This is a genomic window from Streptomyces sp. NPDC001532, from assembly GCF_040298625.1.
GTDB lineage: Bacteria > Actinomycetota > Actinomycetes > Streptomycetales > Streptomycetaceae > Streptomyces.
Map to the genome: position 1 here is coordinate 1 of NZ_JBEPAL010000055.1, position 16253 is coordinate 16253.

Annotated in this window: 12 protein-coding genes; 5 read left to right on the forward strand and 7 right to left on the reverse strand. The window is 72.9% G+C overall.

Annotated features, from left to right (window positions below):
• The first annotated feature begins 105 nt into the window (after positions 1-105).
• Positions 106-690 (forward strand): putative glycolipid-binding domain-containing protein, encoded by a 585-nt coding sequence (locus ABT232_RS33915; RefSeq protein WP_351847430.1) that lies wholly within the window; start codon positions 106-108, stop codon positions 688-690.
• A 187-nt stretch (positions 691-877) separates the two neighbouring features.
• On the forward strand, positions 878-2068 hold the full coding sequence (locus tag ABT232_RS33920; RefSeq protein WP_351847434.1) for a serine hydrolase domain-containing protein: 1191 nt from the start codon (positions 878-880) through the stop codon (positions 2066-2068).
• 21 nt (positions 2069-2089) lie between these two features.
• Here the strand turns inward: ABT232_RS33920 and ABT232_RS33925 are convergent, their stop codons facing one another.
• Together ABT232_RS33925 and ABT232_RS33930 are read right to left on the reverse strand one after the other, a co-directional pair.
• Positions 2090-3730, reverse strand: a complete 1641-nt coding sequence (locus ABT232_RS33925; protein ID WP_351847436.1) for an ABC-F family ATP-binding cassette domain-containing protein — start codon at positions 3728-3730, stop codon at positions 2090-2092.
• 96 nt (positions 3731-3826) lie between these two features.
• Complete coding sequence (locus tag ABT232_RS33930; protein WP_351847438.1) at positions 3827-4852, reverse strand: oxidoreductase; 1026 nt, start codon at positions 4850-4852, stop codon at positions 3827-3829.
• Between the two features lie 66 nt (positions 4853-4918).
• On the opposite strand from ABT232_RS33930, the gene ABT232_RS33935 reads away from it, so the two are divergent.
• Complete coding sequence (locus tag ABT232_RS33935) at positions 4919-5878, forward strand: FAD-dependent oxidoreductase (RefSeq protein WP_351847440.1); 960 nt, start codon at positions 4919-4921, stop codon at positions 5876-5878.
• Positions 5879-5882: 4 nt separating this feature from the next.
• Here ABT232_RS33935 and ABT232_RS33940 read toward each other — a convergent pair whose 3' ends face one another.
• Positions 5883-7823 carry a Xaa-Pro dipeptidyl-peptidase gene (locus ABT232_RS33940; RefSeq protein WP_351847442.1) on the reverse strand — a complete coding sequence of 647 codons (1941 nt, stop codon included), beginning with the start codon at positions 7821-7823 and terminating at the stop codon, positions 5883-5885.
• Between the two features lie 210 nt (positions 7824-8033).
• Here ABT232_RS33940 and ABT232_RS33945 point away from each other — a divergent pair, with 210 nt between their 5' ends.
• On the forward strand, positions 8034-9539 hold the full coding sequence (locus tag ABT232_RS33945; RefSeq protein WP_351847445.1) for a M1 family metallopeptidase: 1506 nt from the start codon (positions 8034-8036) through the stop codon (positions 9537-9539).
• Positions 9540-9853: 314 nt separating this feature from the next.
• Here the strand turns inward: ABT232_RS33945 and ABT232_RS33950 are convergent, their stop codons facing one another.
• Complete coding sequence (locus tag ABT232_RS33950; protein ID WP_351847448.1) at positions 9854-10342, reverse strand: macro domain-containing protein; 489 nt, start codon at positions 10340-10342, stop codon at positions 9854-9856.
• A 40-nt stretch (positions 10343-10382) separates the two neighbouring features.
• Positions 10383-11849, reverse strand: coding sequence for an amino acid permease (locus ABT232_RS33955; protein WP_351847450.1), 1467 nt, complete (start codon positions 11847-11849; stop codon positions 10383-10385).
• A gap of 233 nt (positions 11850-12082) precedes the next feature.
• On the opposite strand from ABT232_RS33955, the gene ABT232_RS33960 reads away from it, so the two are divergent.
• On the forward strand, positions 12083-12787 hold the full coding sequence (locus ABT232_RS33960; protein ID WP_351847452.1) for a MerR family transcriptional regulator: 705 nt from the start codon (positions 12083-12085) through the stop codon (positions 12785-12787).
• Here ABT232_RS33960 and ABT232_RS33965 read toward each other — a convergent pair.
• Together ABT232_RS33965 and ABT232_RS33970 are read right to left on the reverse strand one after the other, a co-directional pair.
• Entirely contained in the window at positions 12773-14974 is a 2202-nt protein-coding gene (locus tag ABT232_RS33965; RefSeq protein ID WP_351847455.1) for a 3-hydroxyacyl-CoA dehydrogenase NAD-binding domain-containing protein, read from the reverse strand. The two genes, ABT232_RS33960 and ABT232_RS33965, sit on opposite strands and share 15 nt — an antisense overlap.
• Positions 14975-15015: 41 nt before the next feature.
• Positions 15016-16230, reverse strand: coding sequence for an acetyl-CoA C-acetyltransferase (locus ABT232_RS33970; RefSeq protein ID WP_351847458.1), 1215 nt, complete (start codon positions 16228-16230; stop codon positions 15016-15018).
• Positions 16231-16253 lie beyond the last annotated feature (23 nt).

Below are 16253 nucleotides of genomic sequence, written 5' to 3' on the forward strand. Positions count from 1 at the left end.
CGGGCCTGCTCGACCCGAAGAAGGGCGGCCGCGGCTGACCCGGCCGGGCCCGGACCCCGGCACGGCCGCGGGGCCCGGGCCCGGCGCACACCCTAGGGTGGCGCCATGACCACGAAACGGGTACTGACCTGGGACGTCATAGCGAGCCGGGGGTACGAGACCGTCTGGGCCGAGGTGGGCCGGGACGGGCTGCGGGCGCGCGGCCGGGCGGTCGGGACGGTGCCGGAGCCGTACTGGGTGACGTACGAGCTCGACTCGGCCGACGGTTTCGTGACCCGGCGGCTGGCGGTGACCGTGGAGACCGCCGACCGGGTGCGGACGCTCGACCTGCGGCACGACGGCCACGGCCGCTGGACCGCCGACGGGCGGCCGCTGCCGGAGGCCGACGGCGCGCTCGACTGCGACCTGGGTCTGTGTCCCCTGACCAACACCCTGCCGGTGCTGCGGCACGGACTGCACCGGCCGGGCGCCGTGGAGCGGGAGTTCCTGATGGCCTGGGTGTCGGTCCCGGACCTGGCCGTACGGCCGTCGCGGCAGACGTACACACCTCTCGGCCCGGCCGGCACCGTCACCGGCACCGGCACCGGCAGCCGTGTCCGGTACGCCTCCGGGACGTTCCGCAGCGACATCGTCCTCGACGCGGACGGTTTCGTGGCCGACTATCCCGAGCTGGCGAGACGGCTCGGCTGAGCCGTGGGACGCGGCCCCGCCGCGGGGCTCGGCCCGGCAGTTGGACTCGACCCGGTCATTGGGCTCGGCCCGGTCGTTGGGCTCGGCCCGGTCGTTGGGCCGGATGCAGCAGCACGGGCGGCCGCCGGGACCGGAGCGCGGTGAAGCTGGACGCACACTGTCCGGTTTCGCCCCGTTCGGAGAGCCGATGCCGATCCTTTCCGCCCCTTCCCGCCGCCGTGCGCGGCTTGGCGCCCGCCTTGGGGTGGCCGCGCTGGTCGCGGCCCTGCTGACCCCCACCGCCTCGGCCGTCGCCGAGCCGTCCCCCGCTCCGCACTCCGACGCCGTGCTGCGGCGGCAGCTGGAGGCCCTGGTCCGCGCGCCCGGCGGTCCGCCCGGAATCATCGCGGTGCTGCGCGACGAACACCGCACCCGGGTGGTCCGCGCCGGCGTCGCGGAGCTGGGCACCGACCGCAAGCCCCAGGTGGACGACCACATGCGGATCGCCAGCACCGCGAAGGCGTTCAGCGGCGCGGTCGCGCTGTCCCTGGTCGACCGGGGCGAGCTGAGCCTCGACGACACGCTGCGCGAGCGGCTGCCCCGGCTGCCGCGCGCCTGGGGCGCGGTGACGCTGCGCCAGTTGCTCCACCACACCAGCGGGCTGCCCGACTACTCGGAGGACCCGGAGTTCCTGGAGATCCTCCTCGCCGACCCCCGGCACCGCTTCGACTCCCGCCGGCTGCTCGACTTCATCGCCGACGAGCCGCTGCGCTTCCGGCCCGGCAGCCGGTACCAGTACTCCAACTCCGACAACATCGCCGTCGCCCTGATGGCGGAGGCCGCCACCGGCACCCGGTACGAGCGGCTGCTGAAGGAGCTGGTGTACCGGCCGCTGGGCCTGCGGAACACCAGCCTGCCGCAGGGCTACCGGCTGCCCGAGCCGTACCTCCACGGGTACGACGTGACGCCGGGCGAGCCGCCGGAGGACGTCAGCGAGATCCTGAGCGCGTCGGGCGTCTGGGCGTCCGGCGGCATCGTCTCCACGCCCGCCGATCTGACCCGCTTCATCCGCGGCTACGCCTCGGGCGCGCTGTACGGCCGGGACGAGGTCCGCGAGCAGCGCCGCTGGATCCCCGGCGCCTCCGAGCCCGCCGGGCCGGGGCGCAACGACGCGGGGCTCGCCGTCTTCCGGTACACCACCCGGTGCGGTGTGGTGCTCGGCCACACCGGCAACTTCCCCGGCTACACGCAGCTGATGGCGGCGACGCCGGACGGCAGCAGGTCCTTGACCTTCTCCGCGACCACGCAGATCAACCGGCAGGTCAAGCCCGAGTTGCTGCGCGAACTGCGCGCCGTGCAGGAGGACTTCGTCTGCGCCCTGCTGCGCGGCAAGCGCTGAGGTGTCGCCCCGGCACCCCTGCTAGCGCTCGGTCACCTTGCCGTCCGCGACCTCCAGGCGGCGGGTGACGTGGACCGCGTCGAGCATGCGGCGGTCGTGGGTGACCAGCAGCAGGGTGCCGGTGTAGGCGTCGAGGGCCGACTCCAGCTGTTCGATGGCGGGCAGGTCGAGGTGGTTCGTCGGCTCGTCCAGGACGAGGAGGTTGACCCCGCGGCCCTGGAGGAGGGCGAGCGCGGCGCGGGTGCGCTCGCCCGGTGACAGGCCGGCGGCGGGCCGCAGCACATGGTCCGCCTTCAGCCCGAACTTGGCCAGCAGGGTCCGCACCTCGGCGGGCTCGGTGTCCGGGACGGCCGCGCCGAACGCGTCCAGCAGGCTCTGCGGGCCGTGGAACAGCTTGCGCGCCTGGTCGACCTCGCCGACCAGGACGCCGGAGCCGAGCGCCGCGTGCCCGGCGTCCACCGGAACCCGGCCGAGCAGCGCGGCGAGCAGGGTCGACTTTCCCGCGCCGTTGGCACCGGTGACCGCGACCCGGTCGGCCCAGTCGATCTGGAGCGAGACCGGGCCGAGCACGAAGCCGCCGCGCCGCACCTCGGCGTCGCGCAGGGTGGCCACGACCGCGCCGGAGCGGGGCGCGGAGGCGATCTCCATGCGCAGCTCCCACTCCTTGCGGGGCTCCTCGACGACGTCCAGGCGCTCGATCATGCGCTGGGTCTGGCGGGCCTTCGCGGCCTGCTTCTCGCTGGCCTCGCTGCGGAACTTGCGGCCGATCTTGTCGTTGTCGTTGCCGGCCTTGCGCCGGGCATTCTTGACGCCCTTGTCCATCCAGGAGCGCTGCATCTGGGCCCGGTCCTGGAGGGCGGCGCGCTTGTCGGCGTACTCCTCGTAGTCCTCGCGGGCGTGCCGGCGGGCCGTCTCGCGCTCTTCCAGGTAGGCCTGGTAGCCGCCGCCGTAGAGGTTGATCTGCCGCTGGGCCAGGTCGAGTTCGAGGACCTTGGTGACGGTGCGGGTGAGGAACTCGCGGTCGTGGCTGACGACGACGGTGCCGGCGCGCAGGCCGCCGACGAAGCGCTCCAGGCGTTCCAGGCCGTCGAGGTCGAGGTCGTTGGTGGGCTCGTCGAGGAGGAAGACGTCGTAGCGGGACAGCAGCAGGGAGGCGAGGCCCGCGCGGGCGGCCTGGCCGCCGGAGAGCGAGGTCATCGGCTGGTCGAGGCCGACGGCGAGGCCGAGGGAGTCGGCGACCTCCTCGGCGCGCTCGTCGAGGTCGGCGCCGCCGAGGCCGAGCCAGCGCTCCAGGCTCGCCGCGTAGGCGTCGTCGGCGCCGGGGGTGCCGTCGACCAGTCCCTGGGTCGCCTCGTCCATGGTCCGCTGGGCGGCGGCCACGCCGGTGCGGCGGGCCAGGAACTCCCGCACGGTCTCCCCCGGCCGGCGCTCCGGCTCCTGCGGCAGATGGCCGACGGAGGCGGTGGGCGGGGAGAGCCGCAGCTCGCCCTGCTCGGGGGTGTCGAGCCCGGCGAGCAGGCGCAGCAGGGTGGACTTGCCGGCGCCGTTGGCACCGACCAGGCCGATCACGTCCCCCGGGCCCACGACGAGGTCGAGCCCGGTGAACAGGGAGCGGTCGCCGTGACCGGCGGCGAGGTTCTTGGCGACGAGGGTGGCAGTCATCAGACCGCCGATCCTAACGGCCGCCCCGCGGCCCGGTCGCCCCGGTTTCCCCCCGGGGCGGGCCGCCGCGGCGCACCGCGCCCCGGCCCGTCCGGCTCACCGTGCCATGGCCTCCACCAGCACGCTTCCGGTGGTGCGGGCGACGACGAAGGCCTCGCCCTTGACGGCTCTGGCGTCCAGGGCGATGCGGTGGCGGCCGGGTTCGAGCACGCCGTCGAAGAGTTCCCGGGCGTGGGTGCGGTAGAGCCGGTCGACGCGGTAGGCGGTGAGCACCACCCGGCACGGGGTGGTGACCTCGACGCCCGCCTCTCCGCCGGCGGCGATCAGCCGGGTGAGGCGGCGCCGGTCCGCGGGGCTGCGGTCGAGGGCGTGCTCTATCTGGGCGACGAGGAGGGGGACGATCGGGGCGAGGCCGTCGACGTAGGGCACGTCGACGCCGGCGCGTTCGAAGGCGCGGCAGACGGCGGCCCGTTCGCCGGGGCCGACCGTGCGGCCGAAGACGACGGCGCCGTAGCCGCGCAGTTCCTCGGCGGGGACGTGGTCGGTGTCGTGGGCGATGTCGGCGCCGATGCCGATGGTGCGCAGGGCCGCGGCGAGTTTGGCGAGCAGCGCGACGCGGGCGCCGATGAGCAGCACCCGGCGGCGGTCGGTGCCGGGCGCGGTGCCGTCGAGCAGCGCGTACAGCGCCGCGCGGTACTCCTCGCCGCGGAACCGGAACGGCCCTATGCCGTGGTAGCCGCCCAGCTCCAGGTCGGCCAGCTCCCGCGTCTGCCAGGCGAAGTCCCGCCAGACGTAGTCGTCGCCGTCCCGTTCGATGGCCGCGGTGACGGCTCCGCAGGCGAGATCGGCGCATTCGGGGCAGCCGTAGACGATGTACCGCCCGTCGGGCAGGGGTGCGTCGGCCTCCAGCAGGAGGCTGCGCACCTGCGCGGTGAAGATGGCGGGCGGCACGTCGGCGGCGAGCGGGGAGACGGCGTCCAGGGTGGAGAGCTGGTGGAGCAGCGGGCGTCCGTCGACGACGAAGTCCACGAAATCCCGGTGCACCTGGTACGCGCCGTCCGCGAGGACGCCTCCGGCGCGCATCGCCGGTGCCAGGCCAAAGGTCGCATACGCGGCAGACATGCTGTGAGTATCCCCAGTCCGACACCGTCCTGAGCGCGGCATGACACATTCCGCTACCGTCCGGGCGTGGACAGTGACGTGAGGGACGAGGTTGTCGTCGTGGGCGGCGGTGTCATCGGGCTGACGACGGCCGTGGTGCTCGCCGAGCGTGGCCGCCGGGTCCGGGTGTGGACGCGGGAGCCCGTCGAGCGGACCACCTCGGCGGTTGCCGGCGCGCTGTGGTGGCCGTACCGGATCCGGCCGGTCGCGTCGGCGCGGGCGTGGGCGCTGCGCTCGCTGTCGGTGTACGAGGAGCTGGCCGGGCGGCCGGAGGCGACGGGCGTACGGATGGTCGAAGGGGTATTGGGCGAGACGGACCTGGACGAGGTCGGCGGCTGGGCGGCGGCCCGGCTGCCCGGACTGCGTCCGGCCACACCCGCGGAGTACGCCGGGTCCGGGCTGTGGGCGCGGCTGCCGCTGGTCGACATGGCGGCGTATCTGCCGTATCTGCGCGGGCGGTTGGAAGCGGCCGGCGGGACGGTGGAGGAGCGTGCGGTGGCCTCGCTGGCGGAGGCCGACGCGGGGGTCGTCGTCAACTGCACGGGCCTGGGCGCCCGGTCGCTGGTCCCGGATCCGTCGGTCCGGCCCGTGCGCGGGCAGTTGGTCGTGGTGGAGAACCCCGGGATCCGCACCTGGCTGGTCACCAAGGACGCCGCGGGTGACCTGGCCTACTTCTTCCCGCAGCCCGGCCGCCTGGTGCTCGGCGGGACCGCCGAGGAGGACGCCTGGGCGGCGGAGCCGGATCCGGCGGTGGCGGCGGCGATCGTACGGCGGTGCGCGGCGCTGCGGCCGGAGATCGCCGAGGCGCGGGTGCTGGCGCACCGGGTGGGGCTGCGGCCCGCGCGGGACGCGGTGCGGCTGGAGCGGCGGACGCTGCCGGACGGCCGGGCGCTGGTGCACAACTACGGCCACGGCGGCGCGGGCGTCACCGTGGCCTGGGGCTGTGCGGAGGAGGCCGCCGGGCTGGCCGGTGCCCCCTCCGCCTAGGCGATCACGGAAGGCGCTGCGCCGTTCCCGGTTCGCGTACGCCGTCGAGCGGTGTGGCGGCGGGTGCGGCGGTGGCCGTGCCGGCGGTGGCGCGGGCGAAGGCGGCCGGGCCGCCGACGACCGGGACGCGCGCGGAGCTGCGGGCCAGGTCGAGGGTGAGCGTCGGGGTGGTGTCCGGCGGGTCGATGAGGTCCTTGTCGGTGCCCGCGACGATCAGCGCGAGGCGGTGTCCGGCCGGGACGACGTGGTCGGTGGCGGCCAGGTCGAGGGTGATCGTGTACCGCTTGCCCGGGGTGAGCGGCGTGCCGGTGGCGGAGGCGTGGTTGCCGAGGTCGGCCCAGCCGCGGCTGACGATCGTGTAGTCGACGTCGGCCGTCCGGGTCGCCGTCTCCTTGAAGCAGGCGCTGTCGCCGGTGGTGCTCGCGCCCCAGCAGCTGCGGTCGGTGAGGGTGGTGATGCCCTCGCCGGCGGCGGCGTAGTCGCGGATCGTGTCGGGGCCGAGGTCCACCAGGACGGCGCTGAGGTGGGCGGAGGACGTGCTGGGTGTCGCGGTCACGGTGACCTTGGAGGAGCCGGACAGGCGCAGGTCTCGGGTGAGCGGGCCGGTGCTGAAGCCGGCCTTGCCGGGGGTCGGCTGGTCGACGTGGGCGGCCCAGTCGGTCTCGTCGAGCCGCGGGTCGTCGGTGAAGGTCTCGGTGCCGGTTCCGGTGCGCAGACCGAGGGTGCCGACGCCCGGCCGGTCGCCGGCGGCGGGCTTGAGGGTGGTCGTGGCGGTGGCCGCGGGCGGCCAGACCGTGGAGGTGACCCACTGGTCGGGCGCGCGTTCGAGGTCGGCCATCGGCTCGTCGTCGATGCCGTTGTCGTAGCCGAGGAGTTCGTGGTCGAACCAGCGGTGCAGGGTGTCGACCCAGGTGGCGCGCCGGAAGTCGAAGGGGTCGACGTGGCCGGTCTGGGAGAGCCAGATCTTGCGCTCGACGCCGTTGCGGGCGAGCGCGTCCCACCACTGGCCGAAGTGCTTGGCGCGGACGTTGAGGTCCTGCATGCCGTGGATGACGAACACGCTGGCGTCCACCTTCGCGGCGTCCTTGACGTAGTCGCGCTCGGTCCACAGCGGCGTCCGGTCGCCGGTGCGCGGGGCGCCGTCGACGAGGCGCTGCTGGACGGCGGCGCAGCGGGCGCGGGCGTCGGGGCTCTCGACGTAGTTCGACAGCCAGTCGGGGCCGGAGTCGTAGAGCGGGGCGCCCTTCGCGAAGTAGTAGTCGTACCAGGAGGAGATGGCGCCGATCGGGACGATCGTCTCCAGGCCCTCGACGCCGGTGGCGGCGACGCCGTTGGCGATGGTGCCGTCGTAGCTCTTGCCGATCATGCCGGTGCGGCCGTTGGTCCAGTTCGCCTTGGCGCGGGCGGTGCCGGTGCGGGTGGTGTACGCCTTGGCGCGGCCGTTCAGCCAGTCGACGACGGCCTTGGCGGACTGGATGTCGGAGCGGCCGCCGACGTCCACGCAGCCGTCGGAGCGGTTGGTGCCGGCGAGGTCGACGCCGACGAAGGCGTAGCCGCGCGGGACGAAGTAGTTGTCGTAGAACAGCGGCATCTGCACGACGCGGCCGTCCGCGTCGTAGGTCTTGCGCTGGCTCTCGTTGCCGCGCCCGCAGCAGGAGTAGTACGGGCTGGCGTCCATGATGACGGGGACCCGGCGGCCCTGTGCGGCGGCCTCGCGCGGGCGGACGATGTCCACGGCGACGCGGTCGGTGCGCCCGTCGCCGTCGCCGTCGAGGCCGGTGTCCACCCAGACGGCCTCGCGGACGGCGTCGTCGTAGGAGTAGACGGGCCGGCTGGCGCGGGGTTCCGCCTGGGCCGTGGCGGGGGTGAGGAAGCCTGCCATCAGGGCGGCGGTGGCCGCGGTCGCGAGCGGTCTCCAGATCGTGAAGCGCGTGCGTATCGGCATGCCGCGGACGGTACATGGGTCAACTCTCGTGCAGAAGGGGGCGGATGACGGTCACCGGGCGGCTCCGTGGCCGGAATCCGCCCCTGGTCCGGGGCCGATCGTGACGGCCGAATGGCGATCGTGTGACAGGAGCGGCCGTGGACACCTGCGGGGCCACAGGGACTGAATAGGCTCCGAACAGTTCTTCCACCCCTAGGACTTGGAGCTGACGTGCACCGCAGAATCACCGCGCCGGGCGCGCTGGCCGCGGCCTCCCTCCTGCTGGCGATCCCGGCATCGGCCGCGAGCCACTCCCCCGGCGCTCCGGGTATCGGCGACCCCTACTACCCGGCGTACGGCAACGGCGGCTACGACGTCTCCCACTACGACCTGCGGCTGAAGTACCAGCCGGCCACCGACCGCCTGGAGGGCACGGCGACGCTGCTCGCCCGCACCACCCGGGACCTGTCGAAGTTCAACCTGGACTTCCTGCTCGACGTGAGCGAGGTACGGGTCAACGGCGGCGTCGCGGCGTTCCGTGCCTCCGGCGAGCACGAGCTGGAGATCACCCCGAAGAAGGCGCTGGACAAGGGCACGGCCGTCACCGTCGTGGTCCGCTACAGCGGCGTGCCGTCGGCCGAGCAGGCGTACGGCTTCACCAGCTGGCACCGCACCCCGGACGGCGGTGTCGCGGCGAACGAGCCCGAGGCCGCCTGGTGGTGGTTCCCCAGCAACGACCACCCGCTGGACAAGGCCACCTACGACGTGTCGGTACAGGTGCCGGACGGCACCCAGGCCATCTCCAACGGCACGCTCCAGTCGACGAGTTCACGCCTCGGCTGGACCCGCTGGAACTGGCGCTCCGACAAGCCGCAGGCGACCTATCTCGCCACGCTGGCCGTCGGCCGGTTCGACGTCACGACCGGCACCACCGAGAGCGGCATCCCGGTCGTCAACGCCTACAGCAAGGACCTCGGCGGCCACTACGGCGCCGCGCGGGCGAGCATCGAGCGCACCGGTGAGATCGCCGACTGGCTGACCGGCTACTTCGGGCCGTATCCGTTCAACGCCCTCGGCGGGTACGTGCCGAACACGAACACCGGGTACGCGCTGGAGACGCAGACCCGGCCGTTCTACAGCCCGCGGCAGTTCGCGGGCGGCTCCAACACCTCGGTCGTGGTGCACGAGCTGGCCCACCAGTGGTACGGCGACTCGGTGTCCGTGGCCGGGTGGAAGGACATCTGGATCAACGAGGGCTTCGCCCGGTACGCGCAGTGGCTGTGGTCCGAGCACGAGGGCGAGGGGACGGCGCAGGAGATCGCCGACTACGTGTACGCCTCCCGGGCGGCCGACGACCCGTTCTGGACGGTGAAGCCGGGTGACCCCGGGCCGGAGAACCAGTTCCACATCGCCGTGTACGACCGGGGCGCGCTGGCGCTCCAGGCGCTGCGCAACGAGATCGGCGACGAGGACTTCTTCGCGCTGCTGAAGGGCTGGCCGCAGCGGCACGCGTACGGCAACGCGACCGTCGCCGACTTCCAGCGGTACGCGGAGGAGGTCTCCGGCAAGCCGCTGGCGGCGCTCTTCGACACCTGGCTGTACCAGCCGTCGAAGCCGGCCGCTCCGGCGGCGCGGGACGCCTCGATCGCACGGACCGCGAAGGCGCCCGCGCAGCCGCGGTCGTGGAAGAAGATCGCGGCGACGAACGACGTGCACGAGCACGGGTCGGACCACTAGACGGCCCTGCGGCCGGCCGGGGGCGCGGCGGCGCCGCCCGGCCGACCGCAGGGTTCGGCCACCCCGCCCGGGTCGCTCGGTTCAGCCACCCGGGCGGGTCGCTAGGTTCGGTTCCTCCGGCCGGCCGCTGGGTTCGGCTCCGCCGACCCGCCGCTCGGTTCGGCCACCCTGCCCGGCCACTCGGTTCAACCGCCCCTGCGGGTCGCTCGCTTCGGCCGCCCCAACCCGCCGCTGGGTTCGGCCACCCCGCCCGGCCGCTCGGTTCAACCATCCCGGCCCGCCGCTCGCTTCAGCCACCCCACCCGGCCGCTCGTTCAGCTCCGGCCCTCGCCGTGGTCGTACACCGTCACCGGGACGCCGCGGCGCACCAGGCGCTCGGTGATCAGCGGTTCCACGCGGGACCACCTGCCGCCGGCCAGACCGCACCCTATGCGGGGCATGTGTACGGAGGCGCCGAGTTCGAGGGCCTTCTCCGCGAGCCGGCCGAGGGCGGTGTCGATCGCCTCGTACCGCACGGGGACGCCCTTGCTGCCCGTGCGGATGCCGCGCTGGCCGACCATGTTGGCCACCCAGATGTACGGCTCGACCTGGACGAACTGGACGGCGCCGAGGCCGAAGCCGTTCGCCGCGCGGTCGCGGTGCCAGGCGCGGTAGGCGGCCTCCGGCCCGGGCCAGCGCCGTGACACGGCCACGACGAAGCCCTTGCCCCAGCCGCCGATGTCGTTGCAGACATGGGCGATCAGCTTGACGCCCTTCACCGACGGCGCGGTGGCGTCACCCCGGACATACGCGATCTCCGACATGACGCCACCGTAGGCGCCGCCACTGACAGCGGCCCTCGGTTTACTCGCTGAGCCCGCCCGGCTCCTGCGCGGCGCCCTGGGACACCCGGCGGCGGACGCCGAACCAGCCGCCGATCAGCGCGAGGGCGATGAGCGGGATGAGCAGCAGGGTCTTGCGGCCGACCTCGGGGTCGTTCCCCATCATGCCGAGGCAGGCCAAGAGGAAAACGATCGTGGCGATCTCGGTGACCGGGCTGGCGGGCAGCCGGAAGGACGGCCGCCGGACCAGGCCCGCCTCCGCGCGGCGGACGAAGACCAGGTGGCAGATCATGATGATCACCCAGGTGCTGATGATGCCGAGGGAGGCGACGTTCAGCACGATCTCGAAGGCCTGGCTGGGCACGACGAAGTTCAGGCCGACGCCGAGGACGCACACCGCGCAGGTCAGCAGGATGCCGCCGTAGGGCACCTGGCTGCGGTTCATCCGGGCGGTGAACTTCGGCGCGGAGCCCGCCATGGCCATGGAGCGCAGGATGCGCCCCGTCGAGTACAGGCCGGAGTTCAGCGAGGACATCGCGGCGGTGAGGACCACCAGGTTCATCACGTCGTCGGCGGCCGGGACGCCGATCTTCGACAGGACGGTGACGAAGGGGCTCTGGTCGGCGGAGTACACCGAGCCGGGCAGCAGCAGGGCCAGCAGGACGACCGAGCCGACGTAGAACAGGCCGACCCGCCACATGATCGAGTTCACCGCGCGCGGGACGACCTTCTCCGGCTCGGCGGTCTCGCCGGCGGCGACACCGACCAGCTCCAGCGCGGCGTACGCGAAGATCACGCCCTGCATCACCAGGACCACCGGCATCAGGCCGTGCGGCAGGATCCCGCCGTTGTCGGTGATCACGCTGATGCCGGGGGTCCGGCCGCCGACCTCGTGCTGGGTGGCCAGCAGGAAGATGCCGATCAGCATGAAGCCGACGAGGGTGGCAACCTTGATGATCGCGAACCAGAACTCCATCTCGCCGAAGATCTTCACCGAGATCAGGTTCACCGCGAGCACCACGGCCAGCGCGGCCAGCGCGAGCACCCACTGCGGGATGTCGGTGAACAGGCTCCAGTAGTGCGTGTAGAGCGCGATGGCGGTGATGTCGGCGATACCGGTCGTCGACCAGTTCAGGAAATACATCCAGCCGGCGACGTACGCGCCCTTCTCGCCGAGGAACTCGCGCGCGTACGACACGAAGGAGCCCGACGAGGGCCGGTAGAGGACCAGCTCGCCGAGGGCCCGGACCACGAAGAAGGCGAAGACGCCGCAGACGAGGTAGGCCAGCGCGAGCGCGGGGCCCGCGTTGTGCAGGCGGCCGCCGGCGCCGAGGAAGAGTCCGGTGCCGATCGCGCCGCCGATGGCGATCATGTTGACGTGGCGGGCCTTGAGGTCCTTGCTGTAACCGGCGTCGCCCGCGTCCGCGGGCGCCTGGTCCGCCTTCGGGGGTGCGGCGATCCGTGCCGTGTCCACAACGTCCTTGCTCACGGGTGGTTCCACTTCCTGGTGCGCCCGGCCGGTGTGCCGCCCGGGTGTGCGTACCTGACTCGGCCCGCACCACCCTGGGTGTCGCGGCACAGACCGAGGCAGCACCTTCCCACGAGGCCGGAGCGGTATGCGGTGGTTCACGTCACAGAGCGTGACTTCTCACAAGATGATCACGGACGATCACGGTCGATCACGGGTTTCACACGACTGGTGAGACAGCGATACTGCTGCACATGACAAGCCACGCCGAGGACCCGACCCTCACCGTCGACGAGCTGGCCGCGCGGGCCGGTGTCACGGTGCGGACGGTCCGGTTCTACAGCACCCGGGGGCTGCTGCCGCCGCCGGTGATCGGCCCGCGGCGGGTGGGGCACTACGGCAGGCGGCATCTGGACCGGCTGGCGCTCATCGAGGAGCTCCAGCACCAGGGGATGACCCTGGCCGCGATCGAGCGGTACCTGCGGCAGCTCCCGCCGGACCTGAGCGCGCACGATCTGGCCGTCCACCGCGCGGTGGTGGCCTCCTGGGCGCCGGACACCGTGGAGACGGTGGAGCGGGCGGAGCTGGAGCGGCGGGCGGGCCGGGCGCTGGCCGACGAGGAGCTGGACCGGCTGGTCGCCATGGATGTGGTGCGGCCGGACCCCGACGGGTACCGCGTCGATCTGGGCCTGCTGCGGCTCGGTGTCCGGCTGCTGGACGCGCCGGTGTCCCAGGAGGCGATCCTGGCGGCGCGCAAGGTGCTCATCGAGCACTCGCGCGCCGCCGCCCACGAGCTGTCCCAGCTCTTCCGGGGCGAGCTGTCGGAGCGTGACGCCCGGGACGCGCGGTCCCTGTCGGCGCACATGCACCCGCTGGTCGTCCAGGCGCTGCTGACGACCTTCCAGCGCTCGCTCCGGGAGGAGCTGGGCGAGTCGATCTCCCGGTCAGACGCGGTCTGAGTCGCTGAACCGCTCTGAGCGCCCGGCCTTCTCCACCAGCAGCGCCGGGGGCGTGAACCGCTCGCCGTAGCGCTCGGCGAGCTCCCGCGCGCGGGCCACGAAGCCGGGCAGCCCGACACCTGCCCCGGCGTGGCCGTCGTAGCCGTTGATGTACTGGAGCACGCCGCCGGTCCAGCCGGGGAAGCCGATGCCGAAGATCGAGCCGATGTTGGCGTCGGCGACGGAGGTCAGGACGCCCTCCTCGAGGAGCCGGACGGTGTCCAGCGCCTCCGCGAAGAGCATGCGCTCCTGCATGTCCTCGAACGGGATCGTGCGGCCCGGCTCGGTGAAGTGCTCGCGCAGCCCCGGCCACAGACCGGCGCGCCTGCCGTTCTCGTCGTAGTCGTAGAACCCGGCGCCACCGCTGCGGCCCGGGCGGTCGAACTCGTCGACCATGCGGTCGATGACCGCCTCGGCGGGGTGCGCGGTCCAGGTGCCACCCGCCTCCTCCACGGCCCGCCGGGTCTCGTTGCGGATCTTGCGCGGCAGGGTCAGCGTCAGCTCGTCCATCAGCGACAGCACCTTGGCCGGGTAGCCGGCCTGGGCGGCGGCCTGCTCCACCGACGCGGGCTCGATGCCCTCGCCGACCATCGCCACGCCCTCGTTGATGAAGTGGCCGATCACGCGGGAGGTGAAGAAGCCGCGCGAGTCGTTGACCACGATCGGCGTCTTCTTGATCTGCCGGACCAGGTCGAAGGCGCGGGCCAGCGCCTCGTCGCCGGTGCGCTCGCCCTTGATGATCTCGACGAGCGGCATCTTGTCCACCGGGGAGAAGAAGTGCAGCCCGATGAAGTCGGCCTGGCGCTCGACGCCCTCGGCGAGCGCGGTGATCGGCAGGGTGGAGGTGTTGGAGCACAGCAGCGCGTCCGGCTCGACGACGTGCTGGATCTCCTGGAACACCTTGTGCTTGAGGGCGGTGTCCTCGAAGACGGCCTCGATGACCGCGTCGCAGCCGGCCAGGTCCTGCGCCTCGGCGGTGGGCGTGATGCGGGCGAGCAGCGCGTCCGCCTTCTCCTGCGTCGTACGGCCGCGGGAGACGGCCTTGGCGCACAGCTTCTCGGAGTAGCCCTTGCCCTTGAGGGCGGCCTCCAGGGAGACGTCCTTCAGGACGACGTCGATGCCCGCGCGGGCGCACGAGTAGGCGATGCCCGCGCCCATCATCCCGGCGCCGAGCACGGCGACCTTGCGGACCTGGCGCGGCTCGACGCCCCGCGGGCGGTTGGCGCCGGAGTTGACGGCCTGGAGGTCGAAGAAGAACGCCTGGATCATGTTCTTCGAGGTCTGGCCGGCGGCCAGCTCCACGAAGTAGCGGGCCTCGATGACCTGGGCGGTCTCGAAGTCGACCTGGGAGCCCTCGACGGCCGCCGCGAGGATGTTGCGCGGGGCCGGGTAGGGCGCGCCGCCGGTCTGCTTGCGCAGGTTGGCCGGGAAGGCGGGCAGGTTGGCCGCGAACTTGGGGTTGGCGGGGGTGCCGCCGGGGATGCGGTAGCCGGGCCGGTCCCAGGGCTGCTGCGACTCGGGGTGGGCGTCGATGAAGGCGCGGGCCTTGGCGAGCAGCTCCTCGCGGGTCTCGGCCACCTCGTGCACCAGGCCGTTCTCCAGGGCGCGCCGCGGGGTGTACTGGGTGCCCTGGAGCAGCACCTTCAGCAGGGCGTCGGCGATGCCGAGCAGACGGACCGTGCGGACGACACCGCCGCCGCCGGGGAGCAGGCCGAGGGTCACCTCGGGGCAGCCGAGCTTGGAGCCGGGCGCGTCGAGGGCGATCCGGTGGTGGCAGGCGAGGGCGATCTCGAAGCCGCCGCCCAGGGCGGCGCCGTTGATCGCGGCGACGACCGGCTTGCCCAGCGTCTCGATGCGGCGCAGGTCGCGCTTGATCGCCATGCCGCCGTCGAACAGCTCCTGGGCCGTCTCGGGGGTGACGCGGATCAGGTCGCGCAGGTCGCCGCCGGCGAAGAAGGTCTTCTTGGCGGAGGTGAGGACGATGCCGCGGATGGAGTCCTTCTCGGCCTCCAGGCGGTCGGTGACCGCGGCGAGCGAGGCCCGGAAGGCCTTGTTCATGGTGTTCGCGGACTGGTCGGGGTCGTCGAGGACGAGGGTGACGACACCGGTGTCGTCCTGTTCCCAGCGGATCGTGGTGCTCTCGGTCATGACAGATGTCTCCGTAGAAGTCTGTGGGTTCCGCCGGGGATTCAGATGCGCTCGACGACGGTGGCGACGCCCATGCCGCCGCCGACGCAGAGGGTGGCGAGGCCGTACCGCTTGTCCTGGCGCTCCAGTTCGTCGACGAGGGTGCCGAGGATCATCGCGCCGGTGGCGCCCAGCGGGTGGCCGAGCGCAATGGCGCCGCCGTTGACGTTGACCTTGTCCAGGGACAGGCCCATGTCCTTCACGAAGCGCAGCACGACCGCCGCGAACGCCTCGTTGATCTCGACGAGGTCGATGTCGTCGATGGTCAGGCCGGCCTTGGCGAGCGCCTTGCGGGTGGCGGGGGCGGGACCGGTGAGCATGATGGTGGGCTCGGAGCCGGAGACGGCGGCGGAGACGATCCGCGCGCGCGGGGTGAGGCCGTAGCGCTCGCCGACCTCCTTGGAGCCGATGGCGACGAGGGCGGCGCCGTCCACGATGCCGGAGGAGTTGCCCGCGTGGTGGACGTGGTCGATCTTCTCCACCCAGTGGTACTTCTGGAGCGCGACGGCGTCGAAGCCGCCCAGGTCGCCGATGTCCGCGAAGGACGGCTTCAGCTTGGCGAGCGAGTCGGCGGTGGTGCCGGGGCGCAGGTGCTCGTCGTGGTCGAGGACGACCAGGCCGCTGCGGTCCTTCACGGGGACGACGGACCGCTCGAAGCGGCCGTCCTTCCAGGCGGCGGCCGCCCGCTCCTGGGACAGGGCCGCGTACTCGTCGACGTCCCGGCGGGAGAAGCCCTCGATGGTGGCGATCAGGTCGGCGCCGATGCCCTGCGGCACGAAGTTCACCGCGAGGTTCGTCATCGGGTCGTTGAACCAGGCGCCGCCGTCGGAGGCCATCGGCACCCGGGACATCGACTCGACACCGCCGGCGAGGACCAGGTCCTCCCAGCCCGAACGGACCTTGGCGGCGGCCAGGTTGACGGCCTCCAGGCCCGAGGCACAGAAGCGGTTCTCCTGCACTCCGGCGACCGTGTCGGGCAGGCCCGCGGCAATGGCGGCGATCCGGGCGATGTCGGAGCCCTGGTCGCCGACCGGGCCGACCACGCCGAGGACGATGTCGTCGACGGCGGCCGGGTCGAGGCCGGGGAACCGGGCGCGGATCTCGTGGATGAGTCCGACGACCAGGTCGATGGGCTTCGTGCCGTGCAGGGCGCCGTTCGCCTTGCCGCGTCCGCGCGGGGTGCGGATCGCGTCGTACACGTACGCTTCGGTGGTCACGAGGAGGCCTTTCACTGAGGGTG

What these genes read in the sequence shown, in the direction of transcription:
- ABT232_RS33920 (WP_351847434.1), top strand. Translation starts at nt 878, where the DNA reads ATGCCGATCCTTTCCGCCCCTTCCCGCCGCCGTGCGCGGCTTGGCGCC.
- ABT232_RS33950 (WP_351847448.1), bottom strand. Translation starts at nt 10,342, where the DNA reads ATGTCGGAGATCGCGTATGTCCGGGGTGACGCCACCGCGCCGTCGGTG.
- ABT232_RS33940 (WP_351847442.1), bottom strand. Translation starts at nt 7,823, where the DNA reads ATGCCGATACGCACGCGCTTCACGATCTGGAGACCGCTCGCGACCGCG.
- ABT232_RS33925 (WP_351847436.1), bottom strand. Translation starts at nt 3,730, where the DNA reads ATGACTGCCACCCTCGTCGCCAAGAACCTCGCCGCCGGTCACGGCGAC.
- ABT232_RS33960 (WP_351847452.1), top strand. Translation starts at nt 12,083, where the DNA reads ATGACAAGCCACGCCGAGGACCCGACCCTCACCGTCGACGAGCTGGCC.
- ABT232_RS33930 (WP_351847438.1), bottom strand. Translation starts at nt 4,852, where the DNA reads ATGTCTGCCGCGTATGCGACCTTTGGCCTGGCACCGGCGATGCGCGCC.
- ABT232_RS33965 (WP_351847455.1), bottom strand. Translation starts at nt 14,974, where the DNA reads ATGACCGAGAGCACCACGATCCGCTGGGAACAGGACGACACCGGTGTC.
- ABT232_RS33915 (WP_351847430.1), top strand. Translation starts at nt 106, where the DNA reads ATGACCACGAAACGGGTACTGACCTGGGACGTCATAGCGAGCCGGGGG.